Genomic DNA, 22,100 nt, shown 5'->3' with positions numbered 1-22,100 from the left:
AACAACAGGAGCGAGCTGAGAGGGGCCACGCCCGCTCGCAGCAACCGTAACCGCCCCCCGGCAGACAGACCACACCCAACGCCCACGTGTCTCCTGCCCGTCCCCGAACACCCCCACGACCCCGGTTTTGCCCCCCGTTACCCATAGAGCGGCTCCACCCGGGGCAGGAGCCTTGACACCGCATCCGACTCAAGACCATGGGGCATCATGATCGCGAAACTGTCCGAACTCGGCGTCACCTCGGAGATGGCCTACGCCGCCGGCACCACGAGCATCGGCCTGACCTTCCTGACCTGGGCCCTGTCCAAGAAGAAGGAAAACGCGGGCACCGACCGGGCCGACCGGTGGGGGATCTTCGTCGGCCAGTGGGCGCCGACCTTCTTCGCACTGGGCATCGCCCTGCGCCTGGAGGAGAACAGCAGATAGCACGCCCGGGCCCGGGGGGGGCGCGCCCTCCGGGCCCCGACCGCCCCCGGATCCGCCGGCGGGGGAGCAGCCGCCACTGCGCCACCTCAGTCCAGGCAGAACTCGTTACCCTCGGGGTCGGTCATCACGATGAACCCCTCCTCCATGGGCGGGTCCGGCTCGTGGCGACGTACCCGCGCGGCCCCCAACGCCACCAGCCGCTCGCATTCGGCCTCCAGAGCCCTCATCCGCTCCTGCCCCTGCAGCCCAGGGGCCGCCCGCACGTCCAGGTGCACACGGTTCTTGGCGACCTTTTCCTCCGGTACCTGCTGGAAGAACAACCGCGGCCCCCGGCCCTGTGGGTCCTGCAGTGCCGAACGCGAGTTGCGCTCCGCCTCGGGCACCCCGACCTGCTCCAGGAAACCGTCCCAGGCAGCCAGGGGGTCGGCGCCCTCGGGCAGGTCGACACCGGGCGGACCGGGGATGACATAACCCAGCGCCTCGCGCCAGAACAACGACAACGCCCTGGGATCACGGGCGTCGAAGGTGATCTGGATCTGACGAATCATCGTGGTACTCCGTTCCTGTGCCAGATGACGCGGACCGCCACCAGCCCCACCCTGGCATCACTGGCGGACAGATTCCGTCCGCCACCGGGCGCCTGGGGGCAGAGGTTTTCGGGGGGCAGGGGAGTGTCGGTCCACAAGTCACCGCAACGAACGGTGGACACACCGAACGATCACCCAGAGTGACCACGGATGTTCGAGGTGAGGATGGAGCGCGAGCAGGGGAGTGGGCACCACAGACAAGCCCTCGCACAGAGATTCGAAAGACACCCGCCCCACAGAGAACCGAACGCACGTTCGACGCGAACGCGCCGGAGCGAGCACACCCCGGACCACAGGAAGCACGCCAGCGCATCGAGCCACCGGACCGCCTCGGACGGAGGCCGCAGGGAAGAACAGTCACGTGTCGCCAAACAACCACAAAAGGATGCATAACACCGTTTATGCATGAAACATGGAGATATCGCCGCCCAGAAGGGGCTCCAACCCCCCAGAGACCCCACCTGGAAACGCCCCTGACCTGCACGCACCCCACAGCCCACCACACCGCGCACCCGCCCCGGACACGCACACCAACACCCCAAGGGACGACACCAGCCTGAAGAACAGGCACCCGCACACACCCGAGCGGGGGCAGCCAAGGGTTATCCACAGGCTCCCGACCAGGAGCTTGTCCCACCCAAGACCTGCAGGGCAGAATCCACCCGGGACGACACCTTTGACGCCGTACACACAGACGCCTCGACGCCGAACCAGCCCACTACCCACGGGCACCCACCAGCAGCCCACGCCCAGGGCCGGCCCACGAACCCCGACCCGCCGACCACCCACGAGCACGCACACAGCGCCGCCCAGAACCCACCCGAACCCGAAAACCCCTTCCCCACAGGCCCTCCCACAAAGCCGATAATGCACATTATGTCAAGTTGAGCGTTGTGAGGCCTCCCCACAACCACCAACACACCCACCCATGGCAAACCCTGCCCACACCCACCTCCTCCGACCCAACCCACAAAAAAAGGGGGCCCGGCCCCGGACCCCCACACCCCACCTCAGGGCAACCTCAACCACCCAGTACACACCCGCAAACCCCGACCCGACTCCAACCGCTCCAACGCGGCACGCTCCAACCGCGTCCGCCGCGGCGCCCGCTCCGCATCCACCACCGGCATCCCGAACACGAACCGAAACACATCCCCCTCACCCGGCACACCACCCCCCACCAACGTGAACCTGCGCTGGAACCGCACGATATTGGAGCCCTCCCCCAACGCCCGCTCCCACCACGGATCCAACAACCACGACGTACATGTGGCCACCGCCGGATCCACACCCAACTGCTCCCGGGCAAAAGGCCGCGCACGCTCCAACGCGTCCTGCACCGAATCCGGAGCCAACCCACCCGAAGGGATGTGCAACCTCAACACCGGATCACCCACCCCGAACCCCGGCCCCAACGCCGCAGCCTCCTCGACCCCGTACCACCCCACCGGGCCCTGATCCCCCAACACCGCAGGCTCCAACTGCAAACCCCCCACCCAGAACAACCGCCCCCGAAACTGCGCCGCCACCCACGACGCCGTCTCCACACTCAAACGACCGAACAACCACCGCGACCGCGCCACCTGCACACCCACATCAGCCAACGTCGCCACCGTCACCGCACGATCAATCCCCCGCCGCGCCTGCCGCGCCAAATGCTCGGGCACCATCGCCGCGAACGCCCACAGCGAAGCCACCCGCACCCGCGCGTCCTCCGCCCCCACCAACGTCGGCCAGTACCGCCACACCCCCACGGGCAGGTCGGCATCAGCCCACAACCGCCGGTACATGCACCCCACCAGATACCACAACTCCCGAGGCCACTCCCCCTCGGGACGCCCCGACCCCGGCCACAACGCCTCCACCTCCGCACGGTCATCATCGGCCAGGGCGAACATGTCCAACACCTCACCCGCCGCCGACCCGACGGGCACCTCCAACCCCACTTCGGGCTCGGGCAACGCCGCACAGGCCTCCAACCACTCCCGCACACCCTCGTCCAACCCGAACCGCTCCACCACACGCGCACTGTCCATGCGCACATCCTGGCCCCCACACCACCCCCGAGGGAAGACACCCCCACACCACCCGCCCCGCCCCGCCCACCAGTGAGACCAGCCCCACAGGTGGGCATAGTGTTGTGGTAACCCACCAACAAACACCACACCCACCGAAAACGAGGAACACCACCGATGTCCGACCCGGCGCCCCTCCTGCGCGACTGGATCGCCACCTACGACACCCCCACCACCACCGTCGCCCACCTCCTCTGCGACCGCCACGACCCCCACACCGTCGCCACCACCGAAATCGGACCCACCCTCGAACCCACCACCCTCACCTTCGGCGAACTCCGCGAACGCTCCCAAACCCTCGCCGCAGGACTCGCCGCCCAAGGCATCACCCCCGGCGACCGCATCGCCACCCTCATCCCCAAGGGCATCGACCTCACCATCACCGCCCTGGCCACCTGGCGCCTGGGAGCCGTCCTCGTCCCCCTCCTGTCCTCCTTCGCCCCCTCCGCCATCGCCGAACGCCTCACCGACTCCGGCGCCCGCATCGTCATCTGCACCGACGAACACCGCACCAAACTCGACCCCAGCCCCCACCTGCCCACCCACCCCACCTGGCAGATCGCCACCACCGGCACCCACCCCCTCCGCGAAGGCGACCACACCCTCCACACCCTCAGCCAACACCCCCCACACACCACCAACCACACCACCACCGGCAACGGCGACATCGCCACCGTCTACGTCTCCAACCTCATCGGCCCACCCCGCGGCGTCCGCGTCCCCGCCCGCGCCCTCACCGCCATGCACGCCTACCACCACCTCGGCCTCGGCGTCCAAGACGACGACGTCTACTGGAACACCGCCGACCCCGGCTCCGCCTACGGCCTCTACCACGGCCTCATCTCCCCACTCCTGGCCGGACACAACTCCCTCGCCCTACGCGCCGGATTCTTCGACCCCGAACTCACCCTCGACGTCCTGGGCCTCTACCAGGTCACCAACTTCGCCTCCGACCCCACCACCTACCGCACCCTGCGCGCCGCCACCAAGACCCTGCCCCCCGAAATCATCGTCCAACGCCTGGCCAGCGCCGGCGAACCCCTCGCACCCGACGTCATCGACTGGGCCACCGACCTCTTCGGCGTCCCCATCCGCGACCACTACGGCCAAACCGAACTCGGCTGGTGCGCCGGCATCCCCAACAACCCGGACCTCCCCGAACACGACACCCCCCTACCCCCCGCCGCCATCGGCCCCGCCCTACCCGGCTGGAACATCCAAGTCCTCGAAGCCATCACCGACGAACCCGCGCCCCGAGGCGCCTACGGCCGCATCGCCATCGACCGCACCCACAGCCCCCTGGACTGGTTCGACGGCTACCACGGCTACGAAAACACCATCGACATCCGCTTCACCCCCGAACGCACCTACCACCTCACCGGCGACACCGGCATCATGGACCGCCAAGGAAACCTGCACTTCTCCACCCGCGACGACGGCGCCATCATCACCCGCAGCTACCGCATCGGCCCCACCGAAGTCGAAGCCGTCCTCAACACCCACCCCGCCGTCGAAGAATGCGGCGTCTACGCCATCCCCGACGACATCGCCGGACACCTCGTCGGCGCCCGCATCGTCCTGGCCGACGACCACACCGGCACCCCCGAACTCACCGAGGAACTCCGCGACTGGGTCAGCACCCGCTTCGCACCCCACGCCGCACCCCACACCGTCGACTTCGTCGAGGAACTCCCCCGCACCGCCTCCGGCAAGATGCGCAGAGCCCGGCTGCGGTGACCTGGCACACCGTCAACCCCGCACACCACCCCCCGCCACCCCGGCGCGACACCCTGCTCGGCTTCCTCACGCCCATGACCCCGGCCCCGAAGCAGCCCCGCCCCCTCTGGCGCGACTTCGAACGCCAGGCCACCCACATCCTGCACGCCCGCGTCGGCCCCTGGACCCGGCACTGGCCCGAACACCGCCCCGGCCGCCTCCCCCTGGACGAAACCCCCCACCAGGCCGCCGAACACATCGCCGACGGAGTCCTGAACGCCCGCACCTGGTTCGAACACCTCGCCGACCTGTTCACCGAACTCACACCCCCACCCGACGCCGACCGCCCCGGCCGGCTACGAACCACGGAACAGGTCGTACACCGGATGGTCGACACCGCGGTGGACCGGCGCGACGCCCAGGACGACTGGTACCAGTACGCCGAGACCCTGCTGCAGTGGTACCTGGAGTCCGCCGGCACCCCCACCCCCACGGCCCGGCGAACCACCAACGCGCTCCTGCCCCCCACTTCACCGCCTGGACGGCCCCCGCACCCCGCGAGGTCGCCCACACCGCCCGTAGAGCCGCTCCCCACCTCCTCGCCGTGATCCCCGCACCCCGCTGAAGAAGACACCCACGGGACGGGAGAAACCCCCGAACCCCGGAATGCGCCCTGCCGAGGCCCGCCCGCGGCGGAGAGGGACACCGCACCAGCAATCTCCCCCACCGCCACCACGGACGAAAACACCCCGAACCACTGCTCGGGCACCCCGAAATGGTCCCGGACCACCAGCACGAACACGCCCGCCAACGCCCCGGCCCCCAGGTTCGACACCGCAGTGAACAGACCGAACAACAACCACGGCAGGTAACGGGCCACGGTCAGTACCGCCACTGCGAGGGGGCGTTGATCAGCGCCACCGCGAGCATCGGCAGCGTGGTCAGCATTACCCCGTCGGCCAGGTTGCCGGCCACACTCCCGGCCCAGAATCGGTGAAGGCCACCCCGAGACGGGGCGCGGGATCATGCGAGGGGCGGCGGTCGGCAACGGGGGGCCTCGTCCGGTCAGGCGGGCACGGTGGAAAGCGCCGTTACCCTAGCGCCTGCCGGCCACCCCGGGCAGGAGTTGCCCCGTATCCTTCCGACATCCGTCTGCTCGGGCCGAGCACACGTCAGGGCGAGGTCTGGGCCGTCGCGGCAACCAGTTCGTCGATCCGGGCCGCCAGGGCCATGTCCCGGTCGGTGACCGCGCCCTCCGAATGGGTGCTCAGGGCCAACCTGACCGTGTCGTACCGGATGTCGATGTCCGGGTGGTGGTCGGCCTGCTCGGCCGCCTGGGCGACCTCGTTCACCAAAGCCACCGCGGCCAGGAACCCGGGCAATCGCACCGTCCGGTGGATGAGCACCTCCTCGGCGTCCCACTCCCAGTCGGTCAACCGCTCCAGTCCCTCCAGGACCTGCTCCTCGCTGAGCTGACCCATCGTCTCCCCCTTCCATCGGTACCGGACATCAGTGCTGGGCCGGTACCTACCCGTTCACACCCACACGACAACAGGTGTGCCGTGAAGGAGACGGAGAGAGACCACTCCCCCGTCGCGGAGGTAACGACACCGACGGGCGGGGGCCTCAGCCCAGTTCGATCACCACCGGATCGGCGCCGGGTGCGTCGACTTCGTCGAGGGCGAAGTTGACTGTCTCGCTCACCTGATCTCACCGGCACCGTCTCGGAGGATGTAGCTCGGGGAACGCCACGGATGTAGCTCGGGGAACGCCACACGCACAGGTCGGCGTCGTGGTTCTGGCCCACAGAGCCGTCGCTGGTACGAACTCCCACCCGGATGGTGTGCCGAGCCGACGGTGACGGCGATGTGTCGGCTTCGGGGACGGTGGCGTCGGGGGAACCCGCAGGCGGTCACGAGTACAAGCGCGGCAGCGGTGACGGTGGGAATGCGCATGGGGCCTTCCTGGGGGGACGGCACAGGCGCCGGAGCGGGTAGCGCAGAACGTCTTCCAGTATGTCCGGTGCCGGTCCTGGCCAGAAGCCCCGATGTTCTCGGAGCGCCCCAGGAGCGTGACGCGAACCGGGCAGGTACCGGACTGGGGCGCTTCTCCCCCAGCTCCCCCGGCGGTGCCGATTTCGGTGCCAATCCGTGATTGGCCGGTTCCAATCCGCGGTCGGATCTCCCTAATAGCAGCCTGTGGATCGACGAAACCATCAGAACTACCTCATATGAGCAAACCCTTGTGTAGTCGGTGCGGCGTGAGCCGCTCCTTTTTGTTTTTGGTTGTTTGTGTTTTTGGTCAAAAAACAGGTCACCTTTACGACGTAGATTTATTCAGGTGGCGGCATCCCCACGCATCTCACGGTCACCAGCGCAACCCCTGCCCCCAACCGGATCCGGCCACCCGCAAAGCCTTGCAAATCCCCCCGTGGAGCGATTAGCTCTGTGGAACTCCACCCCCTATCCCCCACCGGCGGACCCCCACCAACCTCCCCGCCACTCCCCCAAGCGAATCCATGCCCCACGACAAGCGTTCCTCGCTTCGCGCCCGCATGATCACCCTGGCCCTCATCCCCAGCACCGCCCTGCTGGCCCTGTGGGCGGTCCTGACCACCGTCCTGGCCACCGACATCCGTGACCTGCAAGCCACGGCCACCCTCACCGAGGAGATCGGCGCACCCGTCGTCGACATCATCAGCCACCTCCAGCGCGAACGGCGTGCCACCATGGCCGCCCCCGGATCCACCACCAGCGGCACACCCCTCCCCCAGGCCCAGGAGGAGACCGACCAGGCCGTGACCGCTCTGACCCGTGCCATGGACAGCCTCGACCACCATGACCTGCCCGCCCAGGTCATGGAGTTCCGAACCGCCCTGGAGCGGCTCGACCACCACCGCGCCACGGCCGCCGACCCGCCCGCCGACACCAGCCCCCTCCAGGCAGTGGCCGCCCCCTACTCGCACATGATCGAGACCGGGCTGCGCGTGTGGGACGCCCAGGTCGAGCGCGCCGACCCCACCGTCACCCCCCACCTGCGCTCCCTGACCTCCCTGATGCGCGCACGCGAACTCCTCAACCAGCAGGACATGATCCTGGCGCACGCGGTGGCCACCGACAGCTTCACCCCCCAGGCGCACGCACAGTTCGCGGCCGCGGTCGGCGCCCAACAACACACCTGGTCACGGGTGGACGCCGAACTCGGCGAGGACCGCGGCGACGACTACCGGGCACTGGAGGACTCCTTCCAGATGGAGACCGTCCAACTGCTCCAGGACAGTGTCATCGGCAGCCCCGTGCACGGCCCCACCGCCCGGGTCCCGATCAACGCCACGAGCTGGCGGGGGGCAGCCGAGGCCCTGGACGCACGGATGCTCGAAGTCGAACAGGGGCGGCGCGAACGCGTGGTCGACCTGGGCCACGGCCAGGCCCGCGGTCTGCTCGGCGGTGTACTGCTCGTGAGCGTCCCCGCGCTGGTGGTGGCCCTGGCCTCGACTCTGGTTGCGGTGGCCGGGTCCCAGCGCCTGGGCCGGCGGCTCCAACAGTTGCGCACCGACAGCCTGCACCACGCCCGGTTCCGTCTCCCGCAGGTCACCGCACGGCTGCGCGCCGGGGACAGCGTCGACGTGAACGCCGAGGCCCCGCGGCTCCCGGTGGTCCGACGCGACGAACTCGGCCAGGTGGCCGAGGCGTTCAACGACGCCCAGCGGGCCGCTGTGGTGGCCGCTGTGGAGGAGGCCCAGGTCCGGGCGGGGGTGCGCAACATGTTCCGCAACATCGCCCGGCGCACCCAGTCACTGGTGCACCGCCAGTTGGCGCTGCTGGACCGGTTGGAACGCTCCGAGACCGATCCCAAGGTGTTGGAGTCGCTGTTTCGCATCGACCACTTCAGCACCCAGATGCGGCGCAACGCCGAGAACCTGATGCTGCTCAGCGGTGACCGGCCCACCCGCCGCGGGGCGGCCCCGGTCGGGCTGCACGAGGCGGTGCGGGCCGCAGCCAGCGAGATCGAGGACTACGCCAGGGTGCGGGTGCTGACACTGCCCCGGGTGAGATTGTCCGGGCAGGCGGGGGCCGATCTCGTGCGGCTGATCGCCGAACTGTTGGAGAACGCCGCGTCCTTCTCACCCCCGGGGACCGAGGTGACGGTGGGCGGGCGGCCCCTGGAGGAAGGCGATCACCTGGTGGAGGTCGAGGACCGGGGGTTGGGTATGACCGCGGACCGGCTGGAGTCAGCCAACGCGCTGCTGGCCCACCCGCCCCGGTTCGATCTGGCCCGCATCCGCGAGGACTCCCAGCTGGGGTTGTTCGTGGTCGCCACGGTCGCCGCCCGTCACGGGTTCGAGGTGGAGCTGCGGGCTCTGCCCTACCAGGGCACCCGGGCACAGGTGCGGATCCCGGCGTCGGTGGTGTCCGAGTACTCCCCCGGCACCGGGCCGGTGCGTCCCCCCGGGTCGGAGGCCTCCCATGAGGTGACGGACCGCGGGCCCGCACCGGTCGGCGCGGGCCCGCCCGAGCAGGGGCGGGGCCCGGACGGGCCCGCCCCCTCCCCCGCCGTGTCGGGCCGGACCTACAAGGGGCTGCCCCGGCGTCGGCGCCGCAGGGCGGACCCCGCGGTTCCCGAGGAGGTGCGCCCCCGAGAAGCACACGAGGGCCCCGGTACCGAGAGCACCGGAGTGCAGCGACCGCTGTCGCAGATCCGGTCGATGATGAGCGCCTTCCAGGCCGGGACGGAGCGCGGACGCGCGGAACCGGCCGAGAGGGAGGACGAGATGGGTGCCTTCGGGCAGGAGGCGCCCCGTGACGAGAGTTCGGAAGGGTGATGTCGATGTCGTCTGGTGCCACCACGGGCGGCCCGGTCGTCGGGAACGATGCGGAGGATCCGTCCGCGGGACAGCGGCTGGACTGGTTGATGGGTGATCTGGTGGAGCGGGTGGCCAGAGCGCGCAGCGCGCTGCTGCTGTCGGCGGACGGGTTGCTGCTCTCGGCCTCTCCCGGGTTGGAGCGGGAGGAGGGTGAGCGGTTGGCGGCGGTCGCTTCGGGGGTGGCCAGCCTGGCCCGGGGTGCGCGTGCGCAGCTGGGGGCCGGTGAGGTGCGTCAGAGCGTGGTGGAGATGGACAGTGTGTTCTTCTTCGTCCTGCCCGCGGGGCAGGGTGCACAGTTGGCGCTGGTGGCTGATGCTTCCTGTGACATGGGGCAGGCGGCGTTCGAGGTGCACCGGCTGGTGCGGCAGGTGGGGCCGTACCTGTCGGCGCTACCGCGCAGGAGGGGAGGTGCGGGGTGAGCGCGGGGTCCTCGGCGGAAGAGGGGTGGTCGGCGGAGTCGAGCCTGATCCGCCCGTACTCGTTGACGGGGGGTCGCACGCGGCCCTCGCGGTCGGACTTCTCGATGACCTCGCAGGTGGTGGCGGCTCCGTCGATGGATGCGCAGGAGGTGGACCCGGAACTGGAGCTGATCCTGTCGGTGTGTGCGCGTCCGGTGTCGGTGGCGGAGCTGGCCTCGCGGTCGGGGTTTCCGTTGGGGGTGTTACGGGTTCTGCTGGCTGACCTGTTGGACCGGGGGCAGGTGATGGTGCACACCTCGGGTTGGGAGCGGCAGCGTCCGGACGCACAGACGTTGCGGATGGTCCTGGAACGCATTCGGGAGTTGTGAGGTGGCGGTGTTGGGAGGGTCGGTGGACCCGACCGGGCAGAGCCCGGTTCCGGACACGTTGAAGATCGTGGTCGCGGGTGGTTTCGGTGCGGGAAAGACGACGCTGGTCTCGGCGTTGAGCGAGGTGGAGTCGTTGCACACCGAGGAGGTGATGACCTCCGAGAGTGTGGGGGTGGACGACCTGGGCGGGGTGGAGGGCAAGTCCACGACGACGGTGGCGTTGGACTTCGGCCGGGTGACGTTGGATGCCTCCACGGTGGTGTACCTGTTCGGGACGCCGGGGCAGCGGCGGTTCGCGTTCATGTGGGAGGAGTTGGCACAGGGCGCGCTGGGTGCGGTGGTGTTGGCCGACACGCGCCGGTTGGCGGACTCCTTCGACGTGATCGACTTCTTCGAGACGCGCGGGGTGCCGTTCGTGGTCGCGGTGAACTGCTTCGACGGTCAGCGCACGCACCGGGCGGAGGACGTGCGGGTGGCGTTGGACGTGGCCGAGGGGGTGCCGGTGCTGTTGTGCGACGCGCGTGAGCGTGAGTCGGTCAAGGAGGTCGTGGTGGAGTTGGTGTCGCTGGTGCTGCGCCTGGAGTTGTCGGGCGCCTGACGGAGGATGCGGGTGCGGTGTGGGTGGCGGGCTTGACCCCGCACCGTGGTGCGGGGTCGACCATGGCGGACATGAACCTTGCGACAGCTTTGCGTGTGATCCGTTTTTCCGCGGTGTACGACCTGGTGGTCACCGGTGCCTTCGCGTTGCCCTGGACCGTCGGCCTCGCCTTCCAGACGGTGGGGTGGACCCACGGGGCCCTGGGGCTGTCCGGTGCGCTGCCCTCGACCGACACGGTGTTCACGGCCCTGTTCGCCAACCTCATGGGAAGCGTGGTCGTGGTCTGGTCCGTGGTCCGGCTGCTGCGCCCGAGCCTGGCTCTGGGGGTGGCCGACACCTGCGCCCGGTTCCTGTTCTCGTTGGGTATGGGCGCTGCCCTGGTCGCCGGGGGTTCCACGGTTTTGGCGGGGCTCCTGGCGGCCGAGGTCGCCTGGGGGGTGGTGCAGGGTGCCGTGGTGTTCTCGGCGCTGCGGTCCGGGTCCGGGAACGGGTCCGTGGCGGGCGTCCTAGGATCACGGCATGAGGATCGCTGAGCTCGCGCGCCGCTCGGGTGCCAAGGTGTCCACGGTGCGGTTCTACGAACGCCGTGGGCTGCTGCCGGTGCCGTTGCGCTCGCCCAACGGCTACCGGTCCTATGACGCGCAGGACGTGCGCCGGGTGCGGTTCCTGCGCCGGGGGCAGGAGTTGGGGTTCACCCTGTCCGAGCTCGCCGAGTTCGTGGTGCTCTCGGACCGCTCCCGCGACGGGACGGTCCTGCCCGGGCGGGTCAGGGAGCGCGGTCGGGCCAAGGTGGCCGAGATCGAGGAGCGGATCGAGGACCTGCGCCGGATGCGCGCGGCACTGCTCGGGGTCCTGGAAGCGCCGTGTGTGGATCCGGCCGAGCCGTGCCCGGTGGTGGCCGCCCTCGCCGGCCTCGCCGGCGAGTGACTCACGGACCGGGTGTCGGCGGGCGTGGGCTGTCGGCCCGCGCCCGCCGGGGACGTGGCACCCTCTGACCGAAGGTCTCTCTTTTCTCTCTCGATCTCCGGTGAGACTTTTTCTGTCCGGGCCCGGGGGATTTTCCATAAACCCTCAAAGCAGCCCTGCCCCTAGGGGTGGAGGGCGCGGCCGAGGTCCCGTAGGTGGTCGGCGACCGGCCCAAGGGTGAACATGCCGGTCTGGGCCCCGGCGAGCTCCCCGGCTGCGGGGGTGAGCGCCGCCAGGGCACGGTGCATCGCGGGCCGGTCGTCCAGGGCCAGGGCGGCGCGTGCGGTCAGCGCCCAACGGGTCTCCAGGAGCAGGTCGCGGGGCGGTTCGGGGGTGGCGGACAGGGCGTCCGCGGCCGCGGCGCGGCGCCCCTGGGCGAGCAGCACGTGGGGGCGGGCCCAGGGGTCGTGGGGGCCGTAGTCGGTACCCGGGTCGGTGGGTGCGGGGCGGTCGTGGTGCAGGCGCAGGCACAGCAGGGCCAGGGGGTGCAGCCCCTGTTCGAGCCCGGGCATGCCCGCACCGTGCAGGCGGTCGGCGGCCCCACGGTAGGCGGCCTCGGCCGTGGCGAACGGGACACGGGGGTCGGCGGCGGTGCGCAGCGCCCGGTACCAGGTGGTGAACACCTCGGCCAGGGGGCGTTCGTGGTGGCGGGCCAGCGCCTGGGCGGCCTGGGCGTGGTGGTCGGCTCCGGGCCAGTCGGCCGACGCGGCCCGGGACTGCAACCGGACGAGGTGCCCCAGGATCTGGAAGGTGACCAGGTCGTGGCGGTCCGCCAGGGTGAGGAGTTCGGTGCCCAGGGCGTCACGTTCGGGTGCCAGCCCGGTGCGGTGGAAGGTCTGCATGTACCGGGCGTTGAGGGCGAAGGCCAACAGGGTGGGGTCGCCCAGGTCCCGGGCGAGCTGTTCGGCTTCGGCCGCCGCCCGGGGTCCGCGGTCCCGACGGGAGCCCCGTGACTCCAGGGCCACGGTGGCCAGCAGGCGGGCGCGGGCGGCCTCGTGGCCCGGGCCGGGCAGCGCGGCCAGGGTGCGTTCGGCGGCGGCGACCACCTGGGCGGATTGGTCGGGGTCGTCCACGCGGGTCCAGTTGGCGGGGACGTCGTAGGCACCGATGACGCGGGCGGTGAGGTGGGGGTCGCCGAGTTCCTCGGCCGCGGTGACGGCGGCCAGGCGCTGGGAGCGTGCCGTCCGGAGGCCTTCGGGCCCGGTGACGGCCATCTCCCGCAGGAGGCCGACGGTGGATTCGAGCCGCGCACGGGCGCCGGGGGTGACGGTGCGCTGGTAGGCGGCGGCCGCCCGGGCCCAGATCTGGTCCCCGGTGTGCTCCGGTACGGGTTCGGGGATGAGGTGTTCGGCCTGGTGGAGGATGTCCTGTTCCAGGCGGCTCAGGGCGGGGCCGGGGTCCACGCCCAGTTGTTCGACGAGCAGGGCGCGGGAGCGGCGCAGGACGGCCAGGGCCTCCCCCTGGCGGCCGGTGCGGTACAGGGCCAGGGCCAGCAGGCGCCAGGCGTCCTCGCGCCAAGGGTGTTCGGCCACGTGCGCGTCCAGGTCGGGGACGGCCTGCGCGGCCTGTCCCAGGTCCAGGCGGGCCTGGGACAGGCGTTCGAGGGCGTGCAGGCGCAGTTCCGCCAGGCGGGAGCGTTCGGAGCGGGCCCAGGGGGCGTCGGGGAAGTCGGCGTAGGCGGGGCCGCGCCAGGGTTCCAGGGCCTGCTCGAGTCGGGGCAGGGCCTGGGCGGGCGGCAGGGCGGCGGCCTGCCGGAAACGTCGTTCGAAGAGCCAGGCGTCGACGGTGTCGGGGTCGGCCCTCAGGGCGTAACCGGGCCCCTGGGTGGTGAGCAGGGCAGCGGGGGCCCGGGGCGGGCGGTCCGGTTCCAGGGCGCGGCGCAGGGCGGCGACGAAGGTGCGGACGGCGCTGGTGGCCCCGGGGGGCGCGGCGCCCTGCCACAGGTCCTCGATGAGGAGTTCGACGGGCACGACACGGCGGCGGGCCACGATCAGCCGGGCCAGGACGGCGCGGTGGCGCGGCCCGCGCAGCGCGAGGGGCCGTTCGGACCCGTCCCAGGCCGTGACGGGTCCGAGCACCCCGAAACCCACCCGCACCGGCGTCACCTCCCCCTGGTCGGTGTGGTCCGTGGTCAACGTACAGCGTGTCGGCCCGGACCTGCGCACCCCGCGAGGTGCGCAGCGCTCGCTCATCGGTTGCTCATCGGGCGGCGACAGGCTGGAACCACCCCGGGCGAGGGCCCGGCGGGAAAGGATCCACCGAGAGAAGGCAGGGCGTGATCATGGCTCCGGTCATCGAGGGTTTCGACTACGAGCGGGTGCGGGTGGCCCCGGACGTGTCGTTGAACGTGGCGGTCGGGGGTTCGGGGCCGCCCCTGGTGCTGTTGCACGGGTTCCCGCAGACCCACCTGATGTGGCGGCACGTGGCCGCTGACCTGGTGGCGGACCACACGGTGATCTGCCCTGACCTGCGCGGGTACGGGGACAGTGACAAACCGGAGGAGTCCGGACCCGGGGTGTACTCCAAACGGACCATGGGCGCGGACGTGGTGGAGCTGGCCCGGGCCCTGGGGCACGAACGGTTCGCGTTGGCCGGGCACGACCGCGGGGCGCTGGTGGCGGTGCGCACCGGACTGGACCATCCGGCGGCGATCACGCACCTGGCCGGCCTGGACGTGCTGCCGACCCTGGACATGTGGGAGGCGCTGCGCGGGGTGGGCGGGGCGGTGGGCTTCCACCTGTACCTGATGGCCCAGCCGCCGGGGCTGCCCGAGCGGATGATCGCCGCCAGCACGGAGGCGTTCTTCGGGCACTTCCTGGACGCGTGGTCCACCGGACCGGGGGCCTTCCCCGCCGAGGTGCGCCGGGCCTACCTGGACGCCAGTGCCGGGGCGGTGCCCTCGATCGTGGCCGACTACCGGGCCTCGGCCGGGATCGACATCGAGCACGACGCGGCCGACCGGGCCGAGGGGAGGCGGTTGGAGATGCCGGTGACGGTGCTCCAGCAGGACTGGGGCGCGGCCCTGGGCTACGACGCCGTCGCGCTGTGGCGGGCGTGGGCCCGGGACCTGCGGCACGCCACGGTGAGCTCGGGGCACTTCATGGCCGAGCAGGACCCGGCCGGGGTCGTGCGGGAGCTCAGGGAACTGCTCGAGCGCTGACCCGTCCCCACCGGGTCAACCGTGCTCGCGCCGGGCTCCCCTGCGGTCCACCGGAACGATCATCGGGGTGTGCGTCTCGGGGTCGGGGATGATCCGCACCGGGAGCCCGAACACCTTCTCGACCAGGTCCGCGGTCACGATGGTGGCGGGTTCGCCCTCCGCCACGATGGCGCCGTCCTGCATCACGATCAGGTGGGTGGCGTAGCGGCAGGCGTGGTTGAGGTCGTGCAGGACCGCGACCAGGGTGTGGCCGCGCTCGGCGTGCAGGTCGGCGCACAGGTCGAGCATGTCCATCTGGTGGGCGATGTCCAGGTAGGTGGTCGGCTCGTCCAACAGCAGCAGCGGGGTCTGCTGGGCCAGGACCATGGCCAACCACACGCGCTGGCGCTGGCCGCCGGAGAGCTCGTCCACGGAACGGTCGGCCAGTGCGGAGACGCCGGTGGAGGCCATGGCCTCGGCGACCACGGCCTCGTCCTGCTGGGACCACTGGCGCAGGAAGCTCTGGTGCGGGAAGCGGCCGCGGGCGACCAGGTCGGCCACACCGATGCCGTCGGGGGCGATGGAGGACTGCGGGAGCAGGCCCAGGCGCCGCGCGACCTCCTTGGCCGGGTAGGAGCTGATCACCTCGCCGTCCAGGAGCACGTTGCCGCGGGCGGGTTTGAGGGTGCGCGACAGGGCGCGCAGCAGCGTCGACTTGCCGCAGGCGTTGGGGCCGACGATGACGGTGAAGGAGTTGTCGGGGATGCGCACGGCCAGGTCGCGGGAGATGACGCGCTGGTCATAGGACAGGGTCAGGTCCCGGCCGTTGAGGCGGGTGCTGGCGTCGTCGGTCATCGTTCTCTTTCGGGTGTGGCTCGGCGGTGGCTGCGGGCGGGGAGGCGGGTCAGGCGCGGCCGCCCCGCCACTCGGTGTAGAGCAGCCAGATGAGGTAGCTGCCGCCGATGACGGCGGTGACGACACCCACGGGCAGTTGGGTGGGGGCCATCAGGCGCATGGCGACCAGGTCGGCCAGCACGAGCAGGGCGGCGCCCATGAGCGCGGCGCCGACCAGGGTGGTGCCGCCGGTGCGGGTCAGGCGCCGGGCGAGCTGGGGCGCGGCCAGGGCCACGAAGCCGATGGGGCCGGCCACGGCGATGGCGGCGCCGGTCAGGGCGCTGGCCGCGGCCAGCGCGACGATCTGGGTGCTCTGTGCGGACACGCCCAGGCCGCGGGCGGTGTCCTCGCCCAGTTCCAGGAAGCGCAGGCGCTGTCCCACCGCGAAGATGACGGGGGCCAGCACGGCCAGGCCGATCCAGACGGCGGCCGCCTCCGCCCAGCCGCGGCTGTTGAGGCTACCGATCATCCAGATCTGGGCGCCCAGGGCGTCGGTGAGGTCGGCGCGGGTCATCAGGTAGTCGCGGACCGAGGCGAGCATGGCGCTGACACCGATACCGACCAGGACCAGCCGGTAGCCCTGCACGCCGTTCTTCATGGCCAGCAGGTAGACCACCGCCGCGGTGATCAGGCCTCCGGCGACGGCGCCCAGGGAGACCACGAGGCGTCCGGCACCCAGGAGGAGGATGGCGGCGACGGCGCCGGTGGCGGCTCCGGAGGTGAAACCGATGATGTCTGGGCTGCCCAGCGCGTTGCGGGACAGGCTCTGGAAGACCGCTCCGGCGATGCCCAGGGCCGCGCCCACGCCGATGGCGGTCAGGGCGCGGGGCAGTCGCACCCCCTGGACGAAGAAGACGTCGAGTCGTTCACCGAAGCCCATCAGGGCGGCGGGGACGGCGGAGAGCGGGACCCCGTAGTCCCCGACGGAGACCGACACGACCAGGGTCAGGGCGCTGACCAGGGCCAGGGTCAGGCAGACCACGAGGGTGCGCGGGCGTATGAGGAAGGAGATCCGACCACCCGGTGAGCGCCAGGTGCGCGCACCCCTCGGTGTGGGGCGTGCGGACCCGGTGGTGCTGGACGCGGGTGTGAGGGTGTCGCTCACAGCTGGGCCATCTTTCTGCTGCGGACCAGGGCGATGAACAGGGGAGCCCCGACGAGTGCGGTGATGATGCCCACCTCCAGTTCGGAGCCGGGCAGGATGACGCGTCCGAGGGTGTCGGCTGCGGTGAGCAGGACGGCGCCCAGGACCGCGGCGTAGGGCAGGAGCCAGCGCTGGTCGGGGCCGGTGATCACGCGTGCGGCGTGCGGGATGATCAGGCCGACGAACCAGATGGGGCCCGCGGCGGCGGTGGCGGCCCCGCACAGCAGGATGACCCCGACGGCGGTTCCGGCGCGGATGAGGGGGATCCGGGCGCCCAGGGTGGCGGCCAGGTCGTCGCCCAGGGCCATGGCGTTCAGGGAGGGACCCAGGGCCAGGGTGACGATGATCCCGGCCACCAGGAAGGGGGCGACCTGGAGGAAGATGTCGAGGTCGCGTCCGGTGAGGGAGCCGACCTGCCAGAAGCGGATGCGGTCGAAGACGAAGTCGTTGAGGACGATGACGCCGTAGATGAGGCCCTGCAGGACGGCGGCCAACGCGGTTCCGGCCAGGGCCAGGCGTACGGGGGTGGCGCTGGAGCGCCCGCGTGAGCCCAGGGCGTAGACGGCGACGGCGGCCAGGGCCGCGCCGAGGAAGGCGGGCCAGACCAGGGCGGATCCGCTGGCGCCGAGGACGAAGACGGCGACGACCACGGCCGCGGCGGCTCCGGAGTTGATGCCCAGAATGCCGGGTTCGGCGAGGGGGTTGCGGGTCAGGGCCTGCATGAGGGCCCCGGCCAGGCCGAGGGCGGCGCCCACGAAGACGCCGATGACGGTGCGGGGGACGCGCAGGCTGCGGATGACGTCGTGGTCGTAGGAGCCGTTGTAGTCGGTGAGTGCGGCCCACACGTCGGCGACGGGGATGGGTTTGGCTCCGACGGTGACGCTGAGGAGCGCGCAGACGGCCAGGGCGCCCAGGGCGATGACGAGGCCGATGGGGCGTATGACTCGTCTGGTGAGGGTGGGGCGCGTTGGTGTGGGCGCGCGCAGGAGCACGGCTTCCCCGTTCGTCTTGCTGGGTGGTGAATGGTGCGGGTGGTGGGTGAGGCTGACCTGCACCTGAACCGACGAAGCATCGTATGTCATCGGCCGGGATCGACCCAATCCCACCCGGACAGGTTAGCCTTACCTACATCATGCTCGCACGGAAGGGTCCCCGTAGATGTCGCACAGCACACCTCTCCTACGCTCGTTGAGCGTGTTCGCCCTGGCCGGGGCGCTTTCCCTGACCGGTTGCGGTACCGGTGGCGACGGCTCCGCCCTCGAGGGCACCGCGCAGACCCGCACGGTGGAGGCGGCCAACGGGACGGTTGAGGTGCCCGCCTCCCCCGAGCGGATCGCCGTACTGTGGCGCCCCACCCTGGCCGCCGTCACCCAGCTGGGCCACGGCGTGGTCGGCACCATGGGCACCCCCGGCGCGGACGGGTACGGGCTGGCGCCCTTCCTGCCCGAGGACGTGAACGGCGCCGACCTGACCCTGGTCACCAACTCCCCCGCCGAGGACGACGTCAACATCGAGGAACTGGCCACCGCCGAACCGGACCTGGTCATCGGAGTGAGCACCCCGACGGGCGCCCAGGCCGAGATGGTGGACCGCCTGGAGGCGATCGCGCCCACCGTCCTGCTGGAGTGGGAGGGCACCGGCTCCTGGCGCGGCCACCTGGAGGAGGTCGCCGGGGTCCTGGGCGCCGAGACCGAGGCCGAGCAGGCCGTGTCCGCCTACGAGGAGGCGGTCGAAGGGGCCCGCGGGGAGCTGGAGGCGGCCGGTGTGGACCCCGCCGGGACCGAACTGTCCCTGGTGCGGTTGCAGAGCGACACCGAGATCCGCCTGGAGACCCCCGACTCCTTCCCCGGCCAGGTCGTCGACGACCTGGGCTTCGCCCGCCCCGACACCCAGTTGGAGGGCGAGGGGGACACCGACTTCGTCCCGCGCAGCTACGAGAACCTGGACCAGGCCGACGGCGACGTGGTCTTCGCACTGGCCGGTTCGGGCTACCCGGACGCCCCCGAGACCTTCTCCGACGGACTGTGGGCCAACCTGGACGCGGTCGGGAACGAGCAGGTCTACCGGGTGGACTACGACTTCTGGGGTTCGGCCAACCACCACGGCGCGCACCGGATCATCGACGACGTCACGGTGGCGCTGACGGGTGAGGCGGACCCCGCGGTGTAGGACTCAGGCGAAGACGTCCCAACCCATCCGGAGGAGCAGGGCCAGCACGACCACCAGTAGCACCGCGCGCACGAACCCCGATCCCCGCTGCAGGGCCATCCGGGCGCCGACCTGGGCACCCAGGATGGTGCACAGCGCCAGGCCCAGGCCCAGCAGCCAGTCCACGTGGCCGCCCAGGGCGAAGACCACCAGGGCGCCGATGTTGGTGCACACGTTGACGATCTTGGCCGAGGCCGAGGCGTGCAGGAAGTCCATGCCGAGCACGGCGGTGAAGGCGATGATGAGGAAGACGCCGGTGCCGGGGCCGATGATGCCGTCGTAGAAGCTCACCCCGAGTCCGGCCAGCGCCACGGCGGCCAGGATCCGGTTGCGGGTGCGCAGGGCCGGGTTCGGCCGGGTGCCCATGGCGGGCCGGAAGACCACCAGCAGGGCCACTCCGGCCAGGACCACCATGATGATCGGTTTGAGCACGTCGGCGGTCAGGGCGACGGCCAGGCCCGCGCCCAGGCCCGACCCCAGCAGGGCGAGCCCCGCGGCGGGGATCACGACGCTGCGGTCGATCGTGACCTTGCGGGCGTAGGCGACGGCGGCGGAGGTGGTGCCGAAGACCGCGCCGAGCTTGTTGGTGCCCAGCAGGGTGGCCAGGGGCAGGTGGGGGGCGGCGACCATCAGGGCGGGGAGCAGCAGCAGGCCCCCTCCCCCGACGACGGCGTCGATCCAGCCCGCGGCGACGGCGGCCAGCAACAGCAGGCCGAGGATTTCGGGGTCCATCACCGGGACTGCTCACTGCGGGAGGGGATCATCGGTTCTCTTCCGTGGCGGGGATCGGGGCGCGAGCCAATCTAGCCAGCGGTACGGATTGCTTTGTCAGGGGACCGGGGCATTGGTCCCCTTACATGCAGGCGATGATCCCTGATGTTGTTCTTCTACTGCTGAAACCCCTCGCCTTTACGACGTAGATTCGTCATTGCGGTGAGAAAAGCGGTGACGCCCGGGTGCACGGGGCGCCACCGCCGCTGGTGGGGGCTCCTCTGCGGAGCCCGGATCGGGGTCGCGCTCAGAACCCCGCTTGGTCGAACCAGTCCCTGGCCCGGCCCAACACCTCCGGGGGCAGCTGGTGTCCCCCGGGGTGCTCGTGGGCCTCGACCTCCGCTCCCCGCTCCCCCAACTGGTCGGCGAGCAGACGGGCCTGGTCGATGGTGGTGATCGGGTCGGCGACACCGTTGCCCAGGAACACCCGGGTGCCCGAGAGTTCGACCGGGCCGGGTTCGCGCCCCTGGAGCGGGGCACCGCCCGCGAAGAGCGCCGCGCCCGCGACCAGCCCCGGATGGAGCAGCAGCAGGCCCGCGCCGGTGTTGGCACCGTTGGAGAACCCGCTGACCACGATTCGCTCGGGGTCCAGGTCATAAGCAGCGGTGGCGGCTCTGACGAACCCGGCCAGTTCGGCGGTGCGCTCGATGAGGTCCTCGACGTCGAAGACGCCCTCCCGCAGGCGGCGGAACCAGCGGTTCATGCCGTTCTCGTCGACCCTGCCGCGCGGGGACAGCAGGGCGGCTCCGGGTGCCAGAGCCCGACCCAGCGGCAGCAGGTCGTGTTCGTCGGCACCGGTGCCGTGGAGCAGCAGCAGGGCCGGAGCGCCCGGGCGGGTCGCCGGTTCGAAGACGTGCGTGAACTCCTCCAGAGCAGTCACTGGCGGACCTCCACGCGGGGCAGGTTCGCGGCGATCTGCTCCTGGTCGGGCTGCAGCCACGGCGGGAGCTTCAACGAGCGGCCCAGCTCCAGCAGCGGTTCGTCGTAGTCGAACCCGGGGCCGTCGGTGGCGATCTCCAACAGCACACCGCCGGGTTCGCGGAAGTAGATGGAGGTGAAGTAGGTGCGGTCGCGGATCTCGGTGACGCCCACACCCTCCTGCTCCAGACGCCGGCGCCAGGACTCCTGGACGGGGGTGTCGGGGGCGCGGTAGGCGACGTGGTGGACGGTTCCGGCGGCGACCAGGCCGCGCTCGGCCCCGGGGTCGGCCAGGACGTCGACGATGGTGCCCACCCCGTCGCCGGTGTCGTTGGTGCGGAACCGCATCCGGTTGCCGTCCTCGCTGTGCAGGCGGAACCCCAGCTGGTCGCCGAGCATCCGGGCGGTGCCCTCGGCGTCCTGCTCGGTGAGGGTGACGGCGCGGATGCCGCGGATGGCGTGCTCGGTGGGGACCACTCCCCCGTCCCAGGGGTCGGTGTCGTGGAAGTCTGCGCTGGCGGCCAGTTCGATGACCAGGCCGTCGGGGTCGCGCAGGCTGAGCACGTCCTCCTCACCGCGTTCGCGCGGCCGGGTGATCGGCACGTTCAGGGCGGAGAGGTGGTCGGCCCACCAGCCGAGGGAGCCCTCGGGGACGGAGAAGGTCGTGGTGGTGGCCTGACCGGCGCCGAGCCTGCCCTTGGGGGCGTCGGGCCAGGGGAAGAAGGTCATGATCGTGCCGGGGTTGCCCGCGCGGTCGCCGTAGTAGAAGTGGTAGGTCTCCGGGGCGTCGAAGTTGACGGTCCGCTTGACCATGCGCATGCCCAGCGCGTTCAGGTAGAAGTCGGCGTTGGCCTGGGGGTCGCTCGCGATAGCGGTCACGTGGTGGATCCCCGAGGGGCGCACGTCCATGTCCTTCACCCTTCCTGTGGCTACTGGTCACCCGCTCCAACAAGTTGAATCTTAAACTAATTCCGCGCGGGAGCCCACCTCCCCCCTCTCCGCCAGGC

21 protein-coding genes are annotated in these 22,100 nt (G+C 71.0%); 11 read left to right on the top strand and 10 right to left on the bottom strand.

Annotated features, from left to right (window positions below; translation table 11 throughout):
• Positions 1-207: 207 nt before the first annotated feature.
• Positions 208-426, top strand: coding sequence for a hypothetical protein (locus tag ACUKCB_RS06155; RefSeq protein WP_191269654.1), 219 nt, complete (start codon positions 208-210; stop codon positions 424-426).
• 86 nt (positions 427-512) lie between these two features.
• Here the strand turns inward: ACUKCB_RS06155 and ACUKCB_RS06150 are convergent, their stop codons facing one another.
• The gene (locus tag ACUKCB_RS06150; RefSeq protein ID WP_473039511.1) at positions 513-974 is read right to left on the bottom strand and encodes a VOC family protein; all 462 of its coding nucleotides are present in this window, start codon (positions 972-974) and stop codon (positions 513-515) included.
• Positions 975-2,023: 1,049 nt separating this feature from the next.
• Complete coding sequence (locus ACUKCB_RS06145; protein ID WP_473039510.1) at positions 2,024-3,049, bottom strand: acyltransferase domain-containing protein; 1,026 nt, start codon at positions 3,047-3,049, stop codon at positions 2,024-2,026.
• A 156-nt stretch (positions 3,050-3,205) separates the two neighbouring features.
• Between ACUKCB_RS06145 and ACUKCB_RS06140 the strand changes: the two genes are divergently transcribed.
• Both ACUKCB_RS06140 and ACUKCB_RS06135 read left to right on the top strand, forming a co-directional pair.
• Positions 3,206-4,825 (top strand): AMP-binding protein, encoded by a 1,620-nt coding sequence (locus ACUKCB_RS06140; RefSeq protein ID WP_473039508.1) that lies wholly within the window; start codon positions 3,206-3,208, stop codon positions 4,823-4,825.
• Complete coding sequence (locus ACUKCB_RS06135) at positions 4,822-5,412, top strand: hypothetical protein (RefSeq protein ID WP_473039506.1); 591 nt, start codon at positions 4,822-4,824, stop codon at positions 5,410-5,412. The genes ACUKCB_RS06140 and ACUKCB_RS06135 overlap by 4 nt, the downstream gene beginning before the upstream one ends.
• A gap of 564 nt (positions 5,413-5,976) precedes the next feature.
• Here ACUKCB_RS06135 and ACUKCB_RS06130 read toward each other — a convergent pair.
• The gene (locus tag ACUKCB_RS06130) at positions 5,977-6,285 is read right to left on the bottom strand and encodes a 4a-hydroxytetrahydrobiopterin dehydratase (protein WP_473039504.1); all 309 of its coding nucleotides are present in this window, start codon (positions 6,283-6,285) and stop codon (positions 5,977-5,979) included.
• A gap of 1,037 nt (positions 6,286-7,322) precedes the next feature.
• Here ACUKCB_RS06130 and ACUKCB_RS06125 point away from each other — a divergent pair.
• From ACUKCB_RS06125 to ACUKCB_RS06100, 6 genes are all read left to right on the top strand, one after another.
• Positions 7,323-9,626 (top strand): sensor histidine kinase, encoded by a 2,304-nt coding sequence (locus ACUKCB_RS06125; protein ID WP_473039503.1) that lies wholly within the window; start codon positions 7,323-7,325, stop codon positions 9,624-9,626.
• Positions 9,626-10,087, top strand: a complete 462-nt coding sequence (locus ACUKCB_RS06120) for a roadblock/LC7 domain-containing protein (protein WP_473039501.1) — start codon at positions 9,626-9,628, stop codon at positions 10,085-10,087. The genes ACUKCB_RS06125 and ACUKCB_RS06120 overlap by 1 nt, the downstream gene beginning before the upstream one ends.
• Positions 10,084-10,455 carry a DUF742 domain-containing protein gene (locus ACUKCB_RS06115; protein WP_473039500.1) on the top strand — a complete coding sequence of 124 codons (372 nt, stop codon included), beginning with the start codon at positions 10,084-10,086 and terminating at the stop codon, positions 10,453-10,455. The genes ACUKCB_RS06120 and ACUKCB_RS06115 overlap by 4 nt, the downstream gene beginning before the upstream one ends.
• A 1-nt stretch (position 10,456) precedes the next feature.
• Complete coding sequence (locus ACUKCB_RS06110; RefSeq protein ID WP_473039498.1) at positions 10,457-11,053, top strand: GTP-binding protein; 597 nt, start codon at positions 10,457-10,459, stop codon at positions 11,051-11,053.
• Positions 11,054-11,124: 71 nt separating this feature from the next.
• The gene (locus ACUKCB_RS06105; protein WP_473039497.1) at positions 11,125-11,586 is read left to right on the top strand and encodes a hypothetical protein; all 462 of its coding nucleotides are present in this window, start codon (positions 11,125-11,127) and stop codon (positions 11,584-11,586) included.
• Positions 11,573-11,980 (top strand): heavy metal-responsive transcriptional regulator, encoded by a 408-nt coding sequence (locus ACUKCB_RS06100; protein WP_473039495.1) that lies wholly within the window; start codon positions 11,573-11,575, stop codon positions 11,978-11,980. Before ACUKCB_RS06105 ends, ACUKCB_RS06100 begins: the two co-directional genes overlap by 14 nt.
• A 161-nt stretch (positions 11,981-12,141) precedes the next feature.
• Here the strand turns inward: ACUKCB_RS06100 and ACUKCB_RS06095 are convergent, their stop codons facing one another.
• Positions 12,142-14,115 carry a BTAD domain-containing putative transcriptional regulator gene (locus ACUKCB_RS06095; protein WP_473040941.1) on the bottom strand — a complete coding sequence of 658 codons (1,974 nt, stop codon included), beginning with the start codon at positions 14,113-14,115 and terminating at the stop codon, positions 12,142-12,144.
• A gap of 185 nt (positions 14,116-14,300) precedes the next feature.
• Here ACUKCB_RS06095 and ACUKCB_RS06090 point away from each other — a divergent pair, with 185 nt between their 5' ends.
• The gene (locus ACUKCB_RS06090) at positions 14,301-15,179 is read left to right on the top strand and encodes an alpha/beta fold hydrolase (RefSeq protein ID WP_473040940.1); all 879 of its coding nucleotides are present in this window, start codon (positions 14,301-14,303) and stop codon (positions 15,177-15,179) included.
• Positions 15,180-15,194: 15 nt separating this feature from the next.
• Here the strand turns inward: ACUKCB_RS06090 and ACUKCB_RS06085 are convergent, their stop codons facing one another.
• From ACUKCB_RS06085 to ACUKCB_RS06075, 3 genes are read right to left on the bottom strand one after another with little or no spacing between them, the layout of a single operon-like run.
• Positions 15,195-16,013: an ABC transporter ATP-binding protein gene (locus ACUKCB_RS06085; protein ID WP_473039494.1), complete on the bottom strand. Its 819-nt coding sequence runs from the start codon at positions 16,011-16,013 to the stop codon at positions 15,195-15,197.
• Positions 16,014-16,062: 49 nt separating this feature from the next.
• A complete protein-coding gene (locus ACUKCB_RS06080; protein ID WP_473039493.1) occupies positions 16,063-17,157 on the bottom strand; it encodes a FecCD family ABC transporter permease in 1,095 nt (364 codons plus the stop codon).
• Positions 17,154-18,188, bottom strand: coding sequence for a FecCD family ABC transporter permease (locus tag ACUKCB_RS06075; protein ID WP_473040938.1), 1,035 nt, complete (start codon positions 18,186-18,188; stop codon positions 17,154-17,156). The genes ACUKCB_RS06080 and ACUKCB_RS06075 overlap by 4 nt, the downstream gene beginning before the upstream one ends.
• Positions 18,189-18,354: 166 nt before the next feature.
• On the opposite strand from ACUKCB_RS06075, the gene ACUKCB_RS06070 reads away from it, so the two are divergent.
• On the top strand, positions 18,355-19,365 hold the full coding sequence (locus tag ACUKCB_RS06070) for an iron-siderophore ABC transporter substrate-binding protein (protein ID WP_473039492.1): 1,011 nt from the start codon (positions 18,355-18,357) through the stop codon (positions 19,363-19,365).
• 3 nt (positions 19,366-19,368) lie between these two features.
• On the opposite strand, the gene ACUKCB_RS06065 is transcribed toward ACUKCB_RS06070, so the two are convergent.
• From ACUKCB_RS06065 to ACUKCB_RS06055, 3 genes are all read right to left on the bottom strand, one after another.
• Positions 19,369-20,136, bottom strand: a complete 768-nt coding sequence (locus tag ACUKCB_RS06065) for a sulfite exporter TauE/SafE family protein (protein ID WP_473039490.1) — start codon at positions 20,134-20,136, stop codon at positions 19,369-19,371.
• Between the two features lie 286 nt (positions 20,137-20,422).
• Complete coding sequence (locus ACUKCB_RS06060) at positions 20,423-21,055, bottom strand: alpha/beta hydrolase (RefSeq protein ID WP_473039488.1); 633 nt, start codon at positions 21,053-21,055, stop codon at positions 20,423-20,425.
• Entirely contained in the window at positions 21,052-22,002 is a 951-nt protein-coding gene (locus ACUKCB_RS06055) for a ring-cleaving dioxygenase (protein ID WP_473039487.1), read from the bottom strand. The genes ACUKCB_RS06060 and ACUKCB_RS06055 overlap by 4 nt, the downstream gene beginning before the upstream one ends.
• Positions 22,003-22,100: the final 98 nt, after the last annotated feature.

It is taken from the genome of Nocardiopsis moroccensis (assembly GCF_055763695.1).
The sequence above is the reverse complement of the archived record's forward strand: the minus strand, read 5'-3'. Positions and strand labels throughout refer to the sequence as shown.

Coding starts and splice junctions, on each gene's coding strand:
- ACUKCB_RS06155 (WP_191269654.1), top strand. CDS start 208: ATGATCGCGAAACTGTCCGAACTCGGCGTCACCTCGGAGATGGCCTAC.
- ACUKCB_RS06150 (WP_473039511.1), bottom strand. CDS start 974: ATGATTCGTCAGATCCAGATCACCTTCGACGCCCGTGATCCCAGGGCG.
- ACUKCB_RS06145 (WP_473039510.1), bottom strand. CDS start 3,049: ATGGACAGTGCGCGTGTGGTGGAGCGGTTCGGGTTGGACGAGGGTGTG.
- ACUKCB_RS06140 (WP_473039508.1), top strand. CDS start 3,206: ATGTCCGACCCGGCGCCCCTCCTGCGCGACTGGATCGCCACCTACGAC.
- ACUKCB_RS06130 (WP_473039504.1), bottom strand. CDS start 6,285: ATGGGTCAGCTCAGCGAGGAGCAGGTCCTGGAGGGACTGGAGCGGTTG.
- ACUKCB_RS06125 (WP_473039503.1), top strand. CDS start 7,323: ATGCCCCACGACAAGCGTTCCTCGCTTCGCGCCCGCATGATCACCCTG.
- ACUKCB_RS06120 (WP_473039501.1), top strand. CDS start 9,626: ATGTCGATGTCGTCTGGTGCCACCACGGGCGGCCCGGTCGTCGGGAAC.
- ACUKCB_RS06105 (WP_473039497.1), top strand. CDS start 11,125: ATGAACCTTGCGACAGCTTTGCGTGTGATCCGTTTTTCCGCGGTGTAC.
- ACUKCB_RS06100 (WP_473039495.1), top strand. CDS start 11,573: ATGAGGATCGCTGAGCTCGCGCGCCGCTCGGGTGCCAAGGTGTCCACG.
- ACUKCB_RS06090 (WP_473040940.1), top strand. CDS start 14,301: ATGGCTCCGGTCATCGAGGGTTTCGACTACGAGCGGGTGCGGGTGGCC.
- ACUKCB_RS06085 (WP_473039494.1), bottom strand. CDS start 16,013: ATGACCGACGACGCCAGCACCCGCCTCAACGGCCGGGACCTGACCCTG.
- ACUKCB_RS06070 (WP_473039492.1), top strand. CDS start 18,355: ATGTCGCACAGCACACCTCTCCTACGCTCGTTGAGCGTGTTCGCCCTG.
- ACUKCB_RS06065 (WP_473039490.1), bottom strand. CDS start 20,136: ATGGACCCCGAAATCCTCGGCCTGCTGTTGCTGGCCGCCGTCGCCGCG.
- ACUKCB_RS06055 (WP_473039487.1), bottom strand. CDS start 22,002: ATGGACGTGCGCCCCTCGGGGATCCACCACGTGACCGCTATCGCGAGC.